The 17,268-nt window shown below is 40.0% G+C and carries 13 protein-coding genes; 9 read left to right on the top strand and 4 right to left on the bottom strand.

All coding sequences use genetic code 11. The features are described 5' to 3' along the window. The first annotated feature begins 78 nt into the window (after positions 1–78). The 7 genes from MTF66_RS26980 to MTF66_RS26950 all read left to right on the top strand — a co-directional run bounded on the left by MTF66_RS26980 (position 79) and on the right by MTF66_RS26950 (position 12,545). Positions 79–1,605 (top strand): fumarate hydratase, encoded by a 1,527-nt coding sequence (locus tag MTF66_RS26980; RefSeq protein WP_010388533.1) that lies wholly within the window; start codon positions 79–81, stop codon positions 1,603–1,605. Between the two features lie 431 nt (positions 1,606–2,036). Further along, entirely contained in the window at positions 2,037–3,077 is a 1,041-nt protein-coding gene (locus MTF66_RS26975) for a Glu/Leu/Phe/Val dehydrogenase (protein WP_010388535.1), read from the top strand. A gap of 150 nt (positions 3,078–3,227) precedes the next feature. Further along, the gene (locus MTF66_RS26970) at positions 3,228–3,890 is read left to right on the top strand and encodes a CatA-like O-acetyltransferase (protein ID WP_010388537.1); all 663 of its coding nucleotides are present in this window, start codon (positions 3,228–3,230) and stop codon (positions 3,888–3,890) included. Between the two features lie 110 nt (positions 3,891–4,000). Next, complete coding sequence (locus MTF66_RS26965; RefSeq protein WP_138622066.1) at positions 4,001–6,889, top strand: ligand-binding sensor domain-containing diguanylate cyclase; 2,889 nt, start codon at positions 4,001–4,003, stop codon at positions 6,887–6,889. Between the two features lie 210 nt (positions 6,890–7,099). Further along, positions 7,100–8,308, top strand: coding sequence for a M23 family metallopeptidase (locus MTF66_RS26960; RefSeq protein ID WP_054201132.1), 1,209 nt, complete (start codon positions 7,100–7,102; stop codon positions 8,306–8,308). Between the two features lie 139 nt (positions 8,309–8,447). Beyond that, positions 8,448–9,272, top strand: a complete 825-nt coding sequence (locus tag MTF66_RS26955; RefSeq protein WP_138622068.1) for a M90 family metallopeptidase — start codon at positions 8,448–8,450, stop codon at positions 9,270–9,272. A gap of 99 nt (positions 9,273–9,371) precedes the next feature. Further along, entirely contained in the window at positions 9,372–12,545 is a 3,174-nt protein-coding gene (locus MTF66_RS26950; RefSeq protein WP_138622070.1) for an amidohydrolase family protein, read from the top strand. Positions 12,546–12,608: 63 nt separating this feature from the next. Here MTF66_RS26950 and MTF66_RS26945 read toward each other — a convergent pair whose 3' ends face one another. Then, positions 12,609–13,184 carry a TetR/AcrR family transcriptional regulator gene (locus MTF66_RS26945; protein ID WP_138622072.1) on the bottom strand — a complete coding sequence of 192 codons (576 nt, stop codon included), beginning with the start codon at positions 13,182–13,184 and terminating at the stop codon, positions 12,609–12,611. A 101-nt stretch (positions 13,185–13,285) separates the two neighbouring features. Between MTF66_RS26945 and MTF66_RS26940 the strand changes: the two genes are divergently transcribed. Further along, positions 13,286–13,762 (top strand): HPP family protein, encoded by a 477-nt coding sequence (locus MTF66_RS26940; protein WP_138622074.1) that lies wholly within the window; start codon positions 13,286–13,288, stop codon positions 13,760–13,762. 32 nt (positions 13,763–13,794) lie between these two features. Here MTF66_RS26940 and MTF66_RS26935 read toward each other — a convergent pair whose 3' ends face one another. Continuing rightward, a complete protein-coding gene (locus MTF66_RS26935) occupies positions 13,795–14,157 on the bottom strand; it encodes a hypothetical protein (RefSeq protein ID WP_010388549.1) in 363 nt (120 codons plus the stop codon). A 150-nt stretch (positions 14,158–14,307) separates the two neighbouring features. Between MTF66_RS26935 and MTF66_RS26930 the strand changes: the two genes are divergently transcribed. Continuing rightward, a complete protein-coding gene (locus tag MTF66_RS26930; protein WP_054201128.1) occupies positions 14,308–15,060 on the top strand; it encodes a Nif3-like dinuclear metal center hexameric protein in 753 nt (250 codons plus the stop codon). 146 nt (positions 15,061–15,206) lie between these two features. On the opposite strand, the gene MTF66_RS26925 is transcribed toward MTF66_RS26930, so the two are convergent. Together MTF66_RS26925 and MTF66_RS26920 are read right to left on the bottom strand one after the other, a co-directional pair. After that, positions 15,207–15,971: a YdcF family protein gene (locus MTF66_RS26925; RefSeq protein ID WP_171043257.1), complete on the bottom strand. Its 765-nt coding sequence runs from the start codon at positions 15,969–15,971 to the stop codon at positions 15,207–15,209. Positions 15,972–16,025: 54 nt separating this feature from the next. Then, on the bottom strand, positions 16,026–16,913 hold the full coding sequence (locus tag MTF66_RS26920) for a LysR family transcriptional regulator (protein ID WP_138622078.1): 888 nt from the start codon (positions 16,911–16,913) through the stop codon (positions 16,026–16,028). Between the last annotated feature and the right edge of the window lie 355 nt (positions 16,914–17,268).

Raw genomic sequence — 17,268 nt, 5'->3', positions numbered from 1 at the left:
TGAAAACAGTTCGAACCACCGTCACGGGTTTGATATCGCTTACGTGCAGCGTGCGTAACAACAACTTAAGGAACCACTATGAGTACAATTCGTCAGCAAGACTTTATTGATAGCATTGAAGATGCTCTGCAATATATCTCGTTTTACCACCCTCTTGATTTTGTTCAAGCGCTAGAAAAAGCGTATAACAAAGAGCAAAGCAAAGCCGCTAAAGATGCGATTGCACAAATCTTAATTAACTCGCGTATGTCGGCAGAAGGTAAGCGTCCGCTGTGCCAGGATACTGGGATCATCACCTGTTTCGTAAAAGTAGGTATGGATGTTAATTGGGATAAAACCGACTTAACAGTACAACAAATGGTTGATGAGGGGACGCGTCGTGCGTACTTAAATCCAGATAACCCATTGCGTGCATCGATTGTTGCCGACCCTGCGGGAACACGTAAAAATACTAAAGATAATACGCCATCAGTGGTACACATTGACTTAGTTGCAGGCGATAAAGTTGAAGTGATGGTGGCTGCTAAGGGTGGTGGCTCAGAAAACAAAAGTAAAATGGTGATGTTAAACCCATCTGACGATGTGGCCGAGTGGGTAGAAAAAACGTTACCAACAATGGGGGCGGGTTGGTGTCCACCAGGTATGCTAGGCATAGGTATTGGTGGCACTGCAGAAAAAGCAGCGGTAATGGCGAAAGAATCATTAATGGATCCGGTTGATATTCATGAACTCATTGAGCGCGGCGCAGAAACAACAGAAGAAAAGCTGCGTTTAGAAATTTTTGAACGTGCGAATAAATTAGGTATTGGTGCGCAAGGTCTTGGCGGTTTAACCACGGTTGTTGATATTAAAATTAAAACGGCGCCAACTCACGCGGCTTCAAAGCCAGTGGTTATGATCCCAAATTGTGCTGCTACGCGCCACGTTCACTTTACGCTTGATGGTTCAGGCCCTGCGAATTTAAAAGCACCTAAATTAGAAGACTGGCCAGAAGTGACTTTCGAAGTCGGTGAGGGCACACGCCGTGTTAATTTAGATACCCTGACTAAAGAAGACACTAAAGAATGGAAAATGGGTGAAACCGTTTTACTCTCAGGTACTATTTTAACGGGTCGAGATGCTGCTCATAAGCGTCTGCAAGATATGATCAACTCAGGGGAAGGTTTACCTGAAGGTGTTGATTTTGATAACAAGTTTATTTACTACGTTGGTCCTGTGGATGCAGTAGGCGATGAAGCAGTAGGTCCTGCAGGCCCGACAACGGCTACTCGTATGGACAAATTTACTGACATGATGTTAGAAAAAACAGGCATCGTGGGAATGATTGGTAAAGCTGAACGTGGCCCTGCAACGGTTGAGTCTATTAAAAAGCATCAGTCAGTGTATTTAATGGCTGTAGGCGGTGCGGCTTATCTAGTATCTAAAGCAATTAAAAAAGCACGTGTTGTTGCCTTTGAAGATTTAGGTATGGAAGCTATCTACGAATTTGAAGTAGAAGATATGCCAGTAACGGTAGCCGTTGACAGCGAAGGTGAAAATGCTCACACCCAAGGTCCTGCAATTTGGAAAGCAAAAATTGAAGAACTAGACAGTAAAATGAAGTAAGTTTTCTGTATAAACAGCAATCATAAAAGCGAGCACCCCGTGCTCGTTTTTTTAATTTTAAAATTTGCAGATACTTAAACACCTCAGACCAGTTCATGCTGCGCAGACAGATATTATATAACCCATTGTATTTTATCATGTAGTGTTCTTTTTCAAGATGTACTATTAAGTTTACATATAAATTCAAAGTGACGTTCACGTAAGCGTAAACTTTAATCGCGATGACGTTTTTAGCTTTTATACTTAATAATATAATTATTATTGAATTTTTTATGCTTATTTATCGCGATAAACCGTTTTATTTTTCTATTGAGTGCGGTTTATTTGGTTTATCTACTCATAGTGTGGCGAACCATCAACTGAAGTGATAAAGTCTCGTCAATTTGTAGCGTGCTTGCCCAAAAGGGCCCATTATTTTCGGAGTATTTAAAGTGGTTGTATTTAATCAAGTTGAATTTGATAACCATGAACAAGTGGTTTTTTGTTCAGACAAAGCGTCTGGTTTAAAAGCCATTATTGCGGTACATAACACAAACTTAGGTCCAGCTGTAGGCGGTTGTAGAATGTGGGATTATGCCAACGATGAGGATGCAGTTTACGATGTATTGCGCTTATCAAAAGGGATGACCTATAAAAATGCTGTGGCACGCTTGCCATTTGGTGGTGGTAAGTCAGTTATTATTGGCAATGCAAAAGAGATCAAGTCTGAACAGTTGTTTCGTGCATTTGGTCGTCAATTAGAGCGTTTAAATGGCAGCTACTACTCAGCAGAAGACGTAAATATCACGTGTGATGATGTGGCGTTAATGAACAAAGAAACAAATTACGTGCTAGGCCTTGAAGGCAAAAGTGGTAACCCATCGCCATTTACAGCTTACGGCACGTTTTTAGGTATGAAAGCAGCGCTTCATCACCAGCGCGGCATTCAAGATTTTTCAGGCATTAAAGTGGCTGTGCAAGGTTTAGGTGCGGTGGCTTATGGATTATGTAAGCACTTGGCTGAAGCTGGTGCAGAATTATTTGTTACCGATATTAACCAAGCAGCGGTAGAGCGTGTAGTCAACGATTTTGGTGCAACAGCGGTTGGTATTGATGAAATATACGACTTAGATGTTGATGTGTATGCGCCTTGTGCGTTAGGTGCCACTATTAATGACACAACGATCCCTCGTTTAAAAGCAACTATAATAGCAGGATGTGCAAATAATCAGCTTGCAGAATCACGCCATGGTGAAATTATACGTGAAAAAGGTATTTTATACGCACCAGATTATGTAATAAATGCAGGCGGTATTATTAACGTGTATTACGAAACAGCGCCTGAAGGTTACAGTAAAGAGGCGTCTAATAAACACGTAGAGAAAATTTTCGATACATTAAGCGAAATCTTTACCCGTAGTGAAAAAGAACAAAAATCAACGCATTTAATTGCTGATGAGCTTGCTCAAGAAATTATTGAAAACGGACTTTAAGTTTTTATTTAGTTCAACTAAGGAGCGAATATCGCTCCTTTTTTTATGCCTATATAAGACTTTGGTATAACTACACCCAAAGCATCATTTTAGTTAATGCGAATATAGGCAAAGCGAGGTAAAATTTTACTTTTGCTCTGTGTATAATTTATGTCCTCTGCCGATTTATCTCTTCGGGCTATTGATTTTGATCAGTGGCCGCGCAAACAACATTTTGAATTGTTTCAAAACTTCACTCAGCCTTATTTTAATGTGTGTGTAAGACTCAATGCTAAAAAGCTATATACCGTGTGTAAGCAAACTAATCGTGCTTTTTTTCATGGTTATGTTTATTGCTTATTAAAAGCATGTCATGAGTATGAGCCGATGATGCTGCGTATTGTTAATCAAAAACCTTATTATTTAAACACCATGCGCGCGAGTGTTGTTGAGCTTGCCGATGATGACTCGTTTCGCTTTAGTTATTTTAAACAGCAAAACTCGTTAAATGAGTTTGCTAATAAAGCAAAAGCGATTAGTCATGAAGCAAGGTTAAACCCGCTGTTTTCTGATGCCTTTGCAGCAACTGAAGGACAAGCTGATTTAATTCACGTTTCTGTTTTACCTTGGTTAAACTTTAGCAGCTTTTCGCATGCGTTTACCCAGGGCCAAAGCTGTGGCATCCCTAAATTTGTGTTTGGTCAATACAACCCCGATACAGGCGAAATGCCACTATCAATTGATGTCCATCATGCGTTATTAGATGGACTACATGTGGCTAAGTTCATCCAACGATTGCAACATACATTTGATAGTTTGAGTGATAATACTTAATGAAAAAGTTGTAAATCTTATGTTATTATTTGTTGGTGATGTTTTCTAATTAAATTTTCACCTTGAATTTACTCAAATATAAAAACTAATAATTATAAAGGCAGTGTCTGATGAATCGCTTGGTGATTTTATGTTTCTTGTTGGTGATTTTTACTGTTAATGCTCAGCAACAGACTCGGCTGCCGTTGCGCGATTATTTTTTTGAAACGTGGAATACCCGTTCGGGCCTTCCTCACAATAGCATTAATAGCCTTGCACAAACACAAGATGGCTATTTATGGGTAGGTACTTGGGAAGGGCTTGCCCGGTTTAACGGTCAAGAATTTAAACTATTTACCCGCTCAGAAATTACCGATTTGCCTGACTCAGGCGTACGTGCGCTTACCCCCACCTCCGATGGCGGCTTACTCATAGCCGGAGCGCGCGGCGGTATTAGTTTATATCAGCACCGACAATGGGACACTCAACCTAATGCCCAAGCAATGGTTAATCACGTATTTAAGAGTAAAAACGAGGATTTGTGGTTGGCACTTGAAAATGATGGTGTGTTTTATCGACCTGCCAAAAGCACTCAAGATATCCCAATAATACAAAACGTCAGTGCTTATAGAATAATTGAAGATAAGCAGGGCACTATATGGGCTGCAACCAGTGATGGGCTGTATAAAATAGTTAACTACACAGCTACATTGATGACTCCACATCATGGTTTGCCAGATGCACCTGTATATACTCTATTGATTACCCGTAAAGGACGCCTTGTTATTGGTAGTGAAAGAGGTGCGCGAGTATTAAATGGCAATGTGTTCGAGTCACCCCATCCACAGCTTAGTGCTGAGTCGATTTCTAGTTTATTAGAAGATAACCATGGTGATTTATGGTTTGGCACTATTAATAAAGGGGTATTTAGGCTTAGTGTTGATGGCATAGAACAATTAGATGCTAAAAATGGCTTACCTGCAAACCGCATATTGTCATTATTGCAAGACAGAGAAAACAGTATTTGGGTAGGTACCAACGCGGGTGTATTTAGATTAAGAGAAGCCCCGTTTTCATCGTGGGGAAAAAAGCGAGGCTTATCTAGCGACTACGTACGCACGGTACTTTCACATTCTGATGGCAGTTTATGGATAGGCGGGAGTACAGGCTTAGATCGGCTGCAAAATAATAAAATTACCCAAATTAAAGGGACTAAACAAGGCTCTCCTTATTCAGTATTGAGCTTACTTGAACAAAGCCAAGGTGATGTTTGGGTCGGTACTTATACTTCAGGTGTGTTAAAGGTGGTGAATAACGAGCTTGTACCTTACTTAAATCGTGATACTGGCCTTGGCAGTAATGAAGTACGCTCGTTACTTTTTGATTCAAAAAATCGTTTATGGATAGGCTCAGCCATGGGGTTAACGCGAGTTAATACCGACGGCAGTTTAGTGCAATTTACTAATGAGAAAGAGTTACCGAGTGGCTTTATTCTAGCTTTGAGTGAGGATAAGAGGGCTAATATTTGGATAGGCACTGGCAATGGCGTAGTAGTTTACAATACCCAAACGGATAAATTTAAACCAATTCAGTTCCCTAAAGCGTTTTCGGCTAAATATGCGTTTGGCTTTTATATTGACGATAAATATACCTGGATGGCGACCGATAGAGGTTTATTGCGTTATCAACATTCAAATGGCCATATGACTATTTTAGGGAGGGAGTTAGGATTACCGGTTGATAAGCTTTTTCAAATTGTGCCCTTTAAAGATTCACTTTGGCTATCAAGTAACCGTGGCATTATTGAAGTTAATTATAAGCAAGTTAATAAGCTACTAGATTCAGCTACAAAAGGTAGTCAGACGCTAGCTTTTCAATTATACGATGAGGGCGATGGCATGCTCAGTGCGCAAGCCAATGGAGGGTCAACGCCTTCGGCTACAGCGCATTCAGATGGTACTATTTGGTTTGCCACCGCAAAAGGGGTGAGTACGGTTAAACCCGCGCGATTAAAAGAAGCCACCGAGATACCGTTACCAACTATTGTAGAAAGTTTTTCTGTAGATGGTAAACCCATGTTATTGCCTGTTGATGGTGACACACTTGTTTTGCCACCTGGAGTTACACGGCTGTCGTTCCATTATGCGGGTTTAAGTTTTATTATGCCGCAGCGATTAAACTTTCAAACAAAAATGAAAGGCTTTAATGATGAATGGGTGGATCGTTTTCATATTGCAACAGCTGAATATACTAATTTACCCGCGGGGAAATATTCATTTGCAGTGCGTTCTGCCTATCCTAATACCGATTGGCAGCAAAATGACAAAGTGATTCATTTTGAAATTCAATCGCATTTTTGGCAAAAAACCAGCTTTAAGCTAGTGGTGTTTTTTATTTTTGTGGTTGTCATATATAGTGCATATCGTTATCGCTTGTATCGCTATAAGCAGGTAGAAAAAGAGCTAACTAGCCGAGTGGTGAAGCAAACCCAAGCACTGCAAGAGCAAGCAAGTGCCTTTGCTTATCAAGCTACCCATGATCAGCTCACCGACTTACCGAATCGCCGGGCATTTGATGGTTGGCTGGCCGACAACTTTACAGATTTTAAAGCGCGTAATACTCCGCTTGCGATTGCCATTATGGATATTGACCACTTTAAACGCATTAATGATGGTTGGTCTCATTTGATTGGCGATCAGGTTATATGTGAAGTCGCCAATATCCTTAAAGCGCATTGTGAAGGCGAGCAAGAAGTGGCTCGTTGGGGCGGTGAAGAATTCACATTTGTATTTCCTGACATGAATACTGTGCAAGCACAGCAATTATGTGAACAATTACGCAAAGAAATTGAAAATAATGATTTTTCGTCTATTGCCCAGGGGCTTAGTGTAACCGTGAGCTTTGGTGTTTCTGACTCAGATAATGTCGATGATTACGATCGGTTATTATCTCGTGCTGATCAAGCTTTATACAAGGCAAAAAACAATGGCCGAAATAGGGTTGAGTGCATAACTTCCTAAAAAGAGCTGCTTTAATGCGTTAAATCGTTTTTTCCGACAGCTTTTATCATATAGATAATTTCAACTTCTTTATTATTTGTGTAGGTTAAGTGAATTCATTAAGTAATTATATGTAAGCATAAGTAATATTAATTAACTTTATTTTAATTTGGGTGCTATACCTTGTGTACCCATTAGGGGTTTTTTTGCTTTTTACTTAAGGAATATAAGATGAAAAACAAGATAATTAATATTACATTCGCAAGTCTTCTAGGGGCCTCACCCGTGGTATTAGCAGAAGGCGATAAGCATGATGACTTTTTGTTTACTAAACAGTCTTTAGCATCACTCAAGCTTAACTCTTTACTGACTATTGATGATACGCAATTTGTGTTTAATGACTCATTATTAAACGAAGATTGGGATAACTTTTTTTCTTTGCATGCGTCAGCAATTGAAGATAAAAAAGAGCTCATTTTACACTGGGCAGGTTATACCAGTATTAATCCAAAAGTAATTTTAGCGCTGATAGAGCAACAAAGTGGCTTACTTTCAAACCCAAATGCTGATATTGAGAACCCTTTAGCTGGTATAACAGACAAGCGTGGTTTTGATGCGCAAGTAAAAGACGTAGTGATGAAATTAAGTCAACGCTTTTATGCATATAAGCAGTGGCAAGAGTCACAAGATAAGTTAAAAAAACGCAATCAGGCAACCCAAACTACGAGTAGCACAGCTGCAACTGCGGCTCTAGTAAGTCTGTTTGCAGATAGCGATAGACTGGCATCAAACTCTAAAAATAATCAACAGACTTTGACTGAGTTTTTAGCTACGTTTGACCGTGTATTTCCTAGTAACACTAGTCAATTGCAACGTTCATTGAATAGTGTAGATCAAAATAATGAAAAACAACTTTTAGCCGCTAGTTTTGAAATGAATTTACCGTGGCCGTCTGGCTATTGGTACAGTGGTGGCGCTCACTCAAATACAGGTTCTGGCTACCCATACTCATCACTTGATTTTAACAATGGCTCTGGTGGCTGGGGCGCTAATACTCCTTTTGTTCAAGCTGCGCATGGCGGAACGGTAACTCGCTTTTCTTCCTGCAATATTCGAGTAACACACGCCAGTGGCTATTCAACCAACTACTACCACATGTCAAACCTTCAATATAGCAGTGGTGATTATGTTCAACCTGGTGCATGGTTAGGTCGCTATGCAAATAATTATAATCAAGCATTGTGTGAGGGCGGCCAATCATCAGGTCCTCATGTCCACTTTACTTTATTGTATAATGGGCAACAGGTTTCTCTGCATAATAAATATATAAGTGAGCATCGCATTGATGTTGGCTCAAGTAATTATGACACCAACTGTAATCGTTTCTATTTTGAACGATATGGCTATCGTACATGTGCATGGCAGCCTTTGTATCGCTAGAATGATATAAATAAACAGTTCACTTGTTAAAGAAAAGGCCACGCTCTAACAGATGTGTGGCTTTTTATTTAGTGCTAAATAATTGAATTCTAGTTTTATGGACCAATTAATACTGTATAGATAATTATAGGGCTATTAAATGGTAAACGGATTATTGATTTTCTTACTTTTTGCGTTTGTCGTTATTTTTTGGCGTTGGCCTGATATTCAAAATACTCTGTGGCGCCGTAAATACAGTCATTTATCATTAAGCCCACAACAGCATGCGCTGTTGCTGCGGGCTATGCCAATTTATAACAAAATGACTGATGCAGATCGAGCCAAGTTGGCTCGTCATATTGTGTGGTTTTTAAATGAAAAGCGCTTTGTTGGCTGTGATGGGTTGCAACTAACTGAAGCAATGAAACTCATTATTGCCGCCGATGCTTGCCTGCTGGTACTAAATAAACCTTGGCCTTTGTATAAAAACGTGAAGGAAATTTTACTCTATCCCAGCGTCTATTATGCGCCTCAATCAAGTCGCGATAACGCAGGACTTGTTAGTTTTCATAATACCGTAAGGCAAGGTGAGTCATGGCCAGGAGGCACACTGGTGCTGAGCTGGCATGATGTGCTTGAGGGTAACCGCTTACCCAGTGACGGGCATAATTTAGTGTTTCATGAGTTTGCGCATCAACTTGATCAAGAGACCGGTAAAACCACCGGCACGCCATTACTTACATCACAGACTCACTATCAACAATGGGGCAAGGTATTTAGCCGAGCGTTTTCGCAGTTAAAAACACACGTTGCTTATAACATGCCGCATGTTATTCATAGCTACGGAGCCACAAATGAGGCAGAATTTTTTGCGGTGATCACCGAAACGTTCTTAGAAAAACCCGCAGATTTACGCCGCGATGACCCTGAAATTTACCGTTTGCTGGTAGATTTTTATCAATTTGATCCTATTGTTTGGCATTAATTTTATGCACTTCATCCTATTACGCTGGTAACTTGCTAGCGTTTTTGTTGCAATCATGTAATAGAGCAACACACAGCAACAATAATAAGTGAGATAAGCATGAAGAAAATGCTGCAAACAGCGCTTGCGTTATCAGTTTCATTGGCATTGGGTCAAGTACACGCAGAGCAAACAGATGAAAAAAAATGGCAAGTTGATTCACCAAAAGGGCAATTTGTAGATGCTTCTATTAGTGTAGAGCAAGGCACATGGATGAATGTAGATATAAGCCCTGATGGAGAAACCTTAGTATTTGACTTACTGGGCGATATTTACACTATGCCAATGAGTGGTGGTAAAGCCACTCAAATAACCTCAGATATCGCATGGCAAATGCAGCCGCGTTTTAGCCCAGATGGTAAACATATCGCATTTACCTCAGATCAGGGGGGCGGTGATAATATTTGGGTTATGGACGTTAATGGCGAGAATCAAACTGCAGTAACGGACGAAACGTTTCGTTTACTTAATAGCCCGGCATGGAGCCCTGATGGCGATTATTTAGTTGCACGTAAGCACTTTACCGCCAGTCGTTCTTTGGGCGCGGGTGAAGTTTGGCTTTATCACAAAGCGGGTGGTAAAGGGGTACAACTGACTAAACGTGAAAACGATCAAAAAGATTTAGGTGAGCCGATGTTTTCACCTGATGGCCGTTATGTTTATTTTTCTCATGATGCCACCCCAGGTAAAACCTTTCATTACTCAAAAGATTCGGTTGCGGGTATTTATAAAATTAAGCGCTATGATCGTGAAACCGGTGAAATAGAAACGATTATTAGTGGTATGGGTGGGGCAATCAGACCAACTCCGTCACCTGATGGTAAAAAACTTGCCTATGTAAAGCGTGATGACTTTCAAACTAGCTTGTACTTATACGATTTAACCAGCGGTGAGCATACCAAGCTATATGACAAGCTAGAGCGCGATATGCAAGAAACATGGGCTATTCATGGGGTATACCCAACAATTGCGTGGACACCAGATAATGAAGAGTTAGTATTTTGGGCTGGTGGCACCATTCATAAACTCAATGTCGATGATAAATCTGTCAGCGATATTGCATTCAAAATAGACACCACGAAAAAAATTCAAAAAGCGGTGCGCTTTACTCAAAATATCGATACTGAAGAATTTGATGTAAAAATGCTGCGAAATGTACAAATTAGCCCAGATGGTGAAACGGCATTGTTTGAAGCACTGGGTCATATTTATAAACGCGATTTAGACTCAGGAAAAATCAAACGTTTAACCAAGCAAACCGATCATTATGAGTTATTTCCACAGTACTCGCGTGATGGTAAAAAAATTGTCTACACCACGTGGGACGATAACGAACAAGGCACAGTGCGCGTTGTCTCTGCACGAAGTGGTCGCGGCGATACGATTACCGATGAACCGGGTAAATATGTAGAGCCTACCTTTAGCCCTGATGGCAAAACTGTAGTTTATCGTAAAGCCAGTGGTGGCAGTATTTTAAATCCTAAATGGTCACTGCACCCTGGGGTTTACAGTGTCAGTGCTAAAGGCGGTAAGAGTGAACTAATTTCTAAAAGTGGTTATCAACCGCAGTTTGGTAGTGCCAATGACCGTGTTTATATTATGAGCCCATGGCCTAAACCAACGTTAAGTGTGGTTGAGCTTGAAAGTAAAAAAGTGCGCAAACTCTATGAATCAGAGCATGCCACTGAATTTAGGGTATCGCCTGATGGTGAGTACTTAGCATTTGCAGAGCGCTTTAAAGTGTTTGTAACACCGTTTGTTGAGCGTGGTAAGACCATTAATATTGGGCCTAAAGACAGCCAATTTCCAATTGAGCAATTATCTGTTCGTGCTGGTGAAAATATTAGCTGGAGTGCCAACAGCAATAAACTCTATTGGACACTTGGCCCTGAGCTATACCATGCCAGTTTAGAGGGAATGTTTGCTATTAATAAAGCCGATGACCAAGGGGTTAAAGTCAAAAGCGGGACTAACATTGGTTTTAGCAAAAAAATGGCTGAACCAGAAGGCATGATTGCCTTAACTGGCGCAAAAATTATTACCATGGACGGCGAAAAAGTCATTGAAAATGGCGTTATTGTTACCGATGGTAAACATATTAAAGCTATTGGCTCTGCTGCAGATATTAGCATTCCAAAAAATGCTGAGATTGTTGATGTAACAGGCAAAACAATTATGCCTGGTATGGTTGATGCGCATGCGCATGGCTCACAAGCAAGCGATGAAATTATCCCACAACAAAATTGGAAAAACTTTGCAGGCCTTGCGCTAGGTGTTACCACCATCCACGATCCATCAAACGACACCACTGAAATATTCACTGCCAGTGAAATGCAAAAAGCCGGTATGATTGTCGGCCCGCGTATTTTTTCTACTGGTACTATTTTATATGGCGCGAATATGCCTGGTTATACTTCGCATATTGATTCATTAGATGATGCTAAATTTCATTTAGAACGCTTGAAAAAAGTAGGGGCGTTTAGTGTTAAGTCTTATAACCAACCTCGCAGAGAGCAGCGTCAGCAAGTGATTGAGGCTGGTCGTGAACTTGAAATGATGGTCGTGCCAGAAGGGGGCTCATTATTACAACATAACTTGAGTATGGTGGTTGATGGGCATACAGGGATTGAGCATTCCATTCCGGTTGAACATATTTATGATGATATTAAGCAGTTGTGGTCACAAAGTGATGTAGGTTATACGCCTACATTGGTGGTTGCCTATGGCGGTATTTGGGGGGAAAACTACTGGTACGATAAAACTGATGTGTGGAATCATCCTCGATTGAGCAAGTTTGTGCCAAAAAATCAATTATTACCACGTTCAATGCGTCGTGTTAAAGCGCCCGATCATCACTATAACCACTTTAACAATGCACGTGTGGCAGCTGAACTACAAGATTTAGGTGTACTGGTTAATTTAGGTGCACATGGTCAGCGTGAAGGTTTAGGTGCGCACTGGGAAATGTGGATGTTTGCTCAAGGTGGTATGACGCCGCTTGAGGCTATTCGAGCATCAACGCTCGATCCTGCTAAATACCTAGGTTTAGATAAAAACGTAGGCTCATTAGAAGTCGGTAAACTGGCAGATTTAATGGTTATAGATGGCGACCCACTGAAAAACATCCGCGATTCAGACAAAATTGATTACACCATGATCAACGGCCGCTTGTTCGACGCAGCAACGATGAACGAAGTTGGTAAAAAACAACGTGCCCCATTATTTTTTGAATAAGGCAGGCGTTTTTTAGTTAATAAGCGGCTATTTAGCCGCTTTTTTTATATTGTGTTTACCTATTTAACCAACTGCTACTATCGCTTTTAAAATATTATCACTAGGTGGAGCTACTGATACATCATGCATCACTCTCGCTCTAGTTATAAATCCTTCTTTTAAAATGAGTAAATTGTGTGCGGCTTCAATTGCTTTTTCTCTATTATGAGCAAATTCAGGGGTTTCTAAAAGAGCTGATAGTATAATCTCAAAGTTCGTTTGCTTATGCTGTTTGCAAAGTTTGGCAATAGGGTCATTCTCTATAGGGTATTCAGCTGCAGTATTAATAAAAAAACAGCCATTAAAGTTACCTAACTCTGAAACCTCATTATTAATCCACTTTTTCAGTCCGAAAAAAATTGCTTGCGCGACTAATATAGCACTTGGTTGTAGACATATTTTTTTTAGCCAAGCGTTAAAGCACATGTCGCGTGCGACTAAACAAGCACAAATAAGCGCATCTTTGCTTTCAAAGTGCTTGTATAAGGTTTTTTTTGCAATGCCGGATACAGCTAAAATTTCATTAATACCAACAGCGTGTATACCCTTTTTATAAAAAAGGCTCAGTGCCGTACTGATTATTTGTTGTTGTTTATTCATGATATTCCAAATTTGAGCAGTAAAAACACAGCTTGACATAGGTAGACCGACTTGTCTATATTGCAGGTGTAGACAAATCGGTCTACTTTTGAGGAGGTAATATGCATAGTGAGCAAATAAAGTTGGCATTAATCGCAGGTGTTTTTTCTACTTTTGTTTTGGCTTTTTTGGCGTGGCTAAATTATATGGGTGATTACGGTATTTGGTTAATGGCGCCATTCGGCGCAACAGCTGTGCTTGTTTTTGGCGTACCACATAGCCCATTAGCTAAGCCAAAAAACGTAATAGGGGGGCATATGCTGACCGCAATGATTGGGGTTGTTTTTAGCTATTATAGTGCTGATAGTGCGATCATGATTGGGCTGGCTGTGGGTATTGCTATAACTTTGATGATGATTACTAAAACCATTCACCCTGCTGCCGGTGCAAACCCTATCTTAATTATTGAGTCTAGCCAAAGTTGGGATTTTTTAATAATGCCAGTACTTGCCGGGACAGTGTTTATTGTGGTGTGTGGTTTTGTCGCGACGTGGTTTTTGCAGCTATTGATAGAAACTAAACATAAAAAAACCGCTTAACGCGGTTTCTTTTATACTGAGCACTCAGTGAATTACACTACACCGCGCGGTAGGCGACAGTCGTGATCTTTACGAGCAAGCTCTACTATCCAAAGCTCTTCTGCTGTGTAACCTTCTTCGTTCTCAGTGATCACGGTGAAAGGCGCTTTTTTCTGTGCTTTTACAGGAGCAGCTTTTTTAGTTTTTTTAGCGGGTGCTTTTACTGCAGCTTTTTTTGTAGACTTTCCAGAGCTTAATTCTTTAGTCAGCTCTGCTACATCAGCTAGGCGCATATTCTTGCCGCCATCAACGCTGTACCAGCCAGGTTTAGTTGTTATTTCAGGTTTTTTACCGTTGGCAGCTTCATATGCAGCTTCAAAGGCAGATAACACTTCTGTTTTGTCTAGTTTGCTCATCAGAGACCCTATACGTTGTTTACACAGATAAAGAAGAGGTATTTATACCTATTTTAGAACTGTTTTTCAATTTTTTGCGATTTTCCTTTCATTTTTAGCGCATAACCGCCAAAATTTGTACAAAATTCAGTGCAAAGTAAGGTAAGTAGTATGCAACGTAGAGAATTTAATCAACTATTAAATACCCTGTTAAAGCCAGAAACCATTAACGATTTTTGTCCAAACGGACTTCAGGTAGAAGGTAAAGATGAGATACGCACCATAGTAACGGGTGTAACGGCAAGCCAAGCACTTATTGATGCCGCGATTGAAAAAAATGCCGATGCCATTTTGGTACACCATGGCTATTTTTGGAAAGGCGAGTCACAACCTATCATTGGCATGAAAAAACGTCGTGTGGCTGCACTTTTAGCTAACGACATCAATTTATTTGCTTATCATTTGCCATTAGATATTCACCCTGAAATCGGCAACAACGCTCAGCTAGCGCAATTACTCGATATTGAGATTGAAGCAGGTTTAGAGCCAGTCAATAACAGTGTCGCGATGAAAGGGCGGTTAAAAACGCCGCTAACGGGGTGCGAATTTGCTAAAAAAATAAACCAAGTGCTTAATCGCGAGCCTCTGACAAGTTTAGTGCGTAATGATAAAATTGAAACTATTGCCCTGTGCACTGGTGGCGGGCAAGGCTATATAGATTTAGCAGCTGAGCAGGGGCTAGATGCTTACTTAACCGGTGAAGCGTCAGAACAAACAATACATAGCTCTCGCGAGCAAAATATCGACTTTTTTGCTGCTGGCCACCACGCCACAGAGCGATACGGTATTAAAGCGCTGGGTGAATACCTTGCTGATAAATATGGCTTTGATGTAACATTTATTGATATAGACAACCCAGTGTAAGCTTTGCCGTAAATACAATGCCGTCTAAGTAACCTATTCATACTTAACTTGAGTAGGTTCTTTAAAATCTAAAGTTAAAATAACTTATTACTTTAATATGTTATAAAGAGTTTCCGCTGAGGTTAAAACCCATCAACAATAAAAAATCAAAGGGCTTCAGGATTTATTGTACGACGTATTTTTATCCATGTATCGCCAAGTACTTCATGGGCAAATTGAGTCACTACTAGTAATGCTTTTGCGTTGGGTATGAGTTGCTTATACCAAGGGTACGCTGCAAAGTTGTGGTAGTCAGTTGCTGCGGGGATCACAGTGATGCCTTGAGCATTAAATAAATTTATTGCTCTGGGCATATGGCTTACAGAAGTAACTAAAACGGTATTATAGTCAACAAGTTTTGAGGCTAAAAATGCGGCTTCTTGCGCTGTGTCCATTGCGTTTGGATTTTGTACAATGCGACTTTTATTCATACCCAAGCTAATTGCCGTTTTATACATAAGTGCGCTGTTGGTGACTTTTTCATAACCCCCACCTGATACAATTAACTGAGCTCGCGGATATATATTAGCGAGCCTAATACCTTCCACTAAACGTGTTAATGCACAATTTCCTAGCTGGCTGTTAGCACTAAGGGCTGGGTTAGGGTTTATGTCGCAGCCAAGTACCACAATTTTATCTATGCTAGGGTGCTCATTGATACTAAAAGCCAATGAAGTAGGTTGATTATGTTTAATCAATAAGTTGGCAACCCAGGGCGTACTGGCAAGTAATAAGGTTGCAAGACTCAAAAAAGACAAGGTAATAACAAGCTTTCGCTGTTTGAGTGCAAAAATAAGCAGTATTAGGCTAAGTAAACCTAGTAATGGTAACGGCATGAGTAAACCGCCCAATATTTTTTTAAGTTCAAACATAATGAGTAACACGGTTGAATATATTTACTAACATGTTACTCATAAGTTTTAGATTTATCGACCGTTATTTAATTTACAGGTATTTAAAAAATGACGGTAAACCGGATTGTCTTTCATGTCTTTTTTCATCGCTAAGTACATCTGACGGGTTAAACCAAGCGCGCCCAGTGGAATTGACTTAATTAGCCCTTGGCTTTCATATGGAGTAACTAGCCAATCAGGTAGGGCGGCTACACCCATACCTGCACTGACTAATTGAAATATAAGTAAGCCCTGATCAACTGTTTTAAGCGTGCCGTCAAAACGTGCATTTTGAATAAAATGCTTAAATATATCTTGGCGCTCACGGGGAATCGGGTAAGAAATAATCGTTTCGTTTTTTAAATCAAGCGCAGTTACGTAGGCTTTTTTAGCTAAGTCATGATCCGGTGCCACTATTAGCTTAAGTTTAAAGTCAAATAGGTGGGCGTATTCTAGTTTGTCGGGTTCACGCACATCTGAGGTAAGCACTAGGTCTAATTCATCATTTAATAAGTCTGGGATGGCGTCGTAACTAAAACCACGTTCGTAATCAATCTTTATGTCAGGCCAAAAATTATTAAACTCTTTAATAGTAGGCAATAGCCAATGAAAACAGGCATGACATTCAACACTTAGACGCAGTTGTGAGATTGGCTGATTTAAACTTTCTTTTAATCGGCATTTAGTAGCTTCTAACTTAGGTAATATTTCGTGTGCTAATTCAAGTAATAACATACCTTGAGGTGTAAATCGGACGGGTTGAGTTTTTCGTTCGAACAACTGGCAATCTAATTTATTTTCTAAATCTTTGATCTGATGCGATAAAGCTGACTGAGTTAAAAATAGCTCGCGGGCTGTATTAACTAACGATCCCGTTTCTTTAAGGGTCGCTATAGTTTTTAGGTGTTTAATGTCAATCATCTTTAATAAATCTCATGGGTATGGTGAGTATTGCTTAGATTAACTACATACTACGCTTATATAAAAATCGTTTCAACGTCTAGATGGCTATAAAAGTGAGGTTTGGTGTGTTTTTTACTGCAAACATTAAATTTATTAACTTTGCATAGTCAAATATTGTTTTGTTATTTGTTTATTGTTGAATTTAGCTCATGTTAAATCGGGTTTAAATAGTTAAGCTGAAATTAAAATAAAGCAGTGTGAATTTGGTTATGGAGTAAGTTATGCATGTTTAGCGATTAATGTGTTGTTGTAAAACATGCTGTTGAGGTTAGAATCAAGGTTTAATTGGTATGCTCTTACAAACGAGGTTAAA

The organism is Pseudoalteromonas sp. 2CM39R, from assembly GCF_023161845.1.
This window is presented reverse-complemented; position numbering and strand designations above follow the sequence as displayed.

Bases quoted from the DNA above. Each gene is read 5' to 3' on its own strand.
- MTF66_RS26980 (WP_010388533.1), top strand. From the start codon at position 79: ATGAGTACAATTCGTCAGCAAGACTTTATTGATAGCATTGAAGATGCT.
- MTF66_RS26970 (WP_010388537.1), top strand. From the start codon at position 3,228: ATGTCCTCTGCCGATTTATCTCTTCGGGCTATTGATTTTGATCAGTGG.
- MTF66_RS26965 (WP_138622066.1), top strand. From the start codon at position 4,001: ATGAATCGCTTGGTGATTTTATGTTTCTTGTTGGTGATTTTTACTGTT.
- MTF66_RS26960 (WP_054201132.1), top strand. From the start codon at position 7,100: ATGAAAAACAAGATAATTAATATTACATTCGCAAGTCTTCTAGGGGCC.
- MTF66_RS26955 (WP_138622068.1), top strand. From the start codon at position 8,448: ATGGTAAACGGATTATTGATTTTCTTACTTTTTGCGTTTGTCGTTATT.
- MTF66_RS26950 (WP_138622070.1), top strand. From the start codon at position 9,372: ATGAAGAAAATGCTGCAAACAGCGCTTGCGTTATCAGTTTCATTGGCA.
- MTF66_RS26945 (WP_138622072.1), bottom strand. From the start codon at position 13,184: ATGAATAAACAACAACAAATAATCAGTACGGCACTGAGCCTTTTTTAT.
- MTF66_RS26940 (WP_138622074.1), top strand. From the start codon at position 13,286: ATGCATAGTGAGCAAATAAAGTTGGCATTAATCGCAGGTGTTTTTTCT.
- MTF66_RS26935 (WP_010388549.1), bottom strand. From the start codon at position 14,157: ATGAGCAAACTAGACAAAACAGAAGTGTTATCTGCCTTTGAAGCTGCA.
- MTF66_RS26930 (WP_054201128.1), top strand. From the start codon at position 14,308: ATGCAACGTAGAGAATTTAATCAACTATTAAATACCCTGTTAAAGCCA.
- MTF66_RS26925 (WP_171043257.1), bottom strand. From the start codon at position 15,971: ATGTTTGAACTTAAAAAAATATTGGGCGGTTTACTCATGCCGTTACCA.
- MTF66_RS26920 (WP_138622078.1), bottom strand. From the start codon at position 16,913: ATGATTGACATTAAACACCTAAAAACTATAGCGACCCTTAAAGAAACG.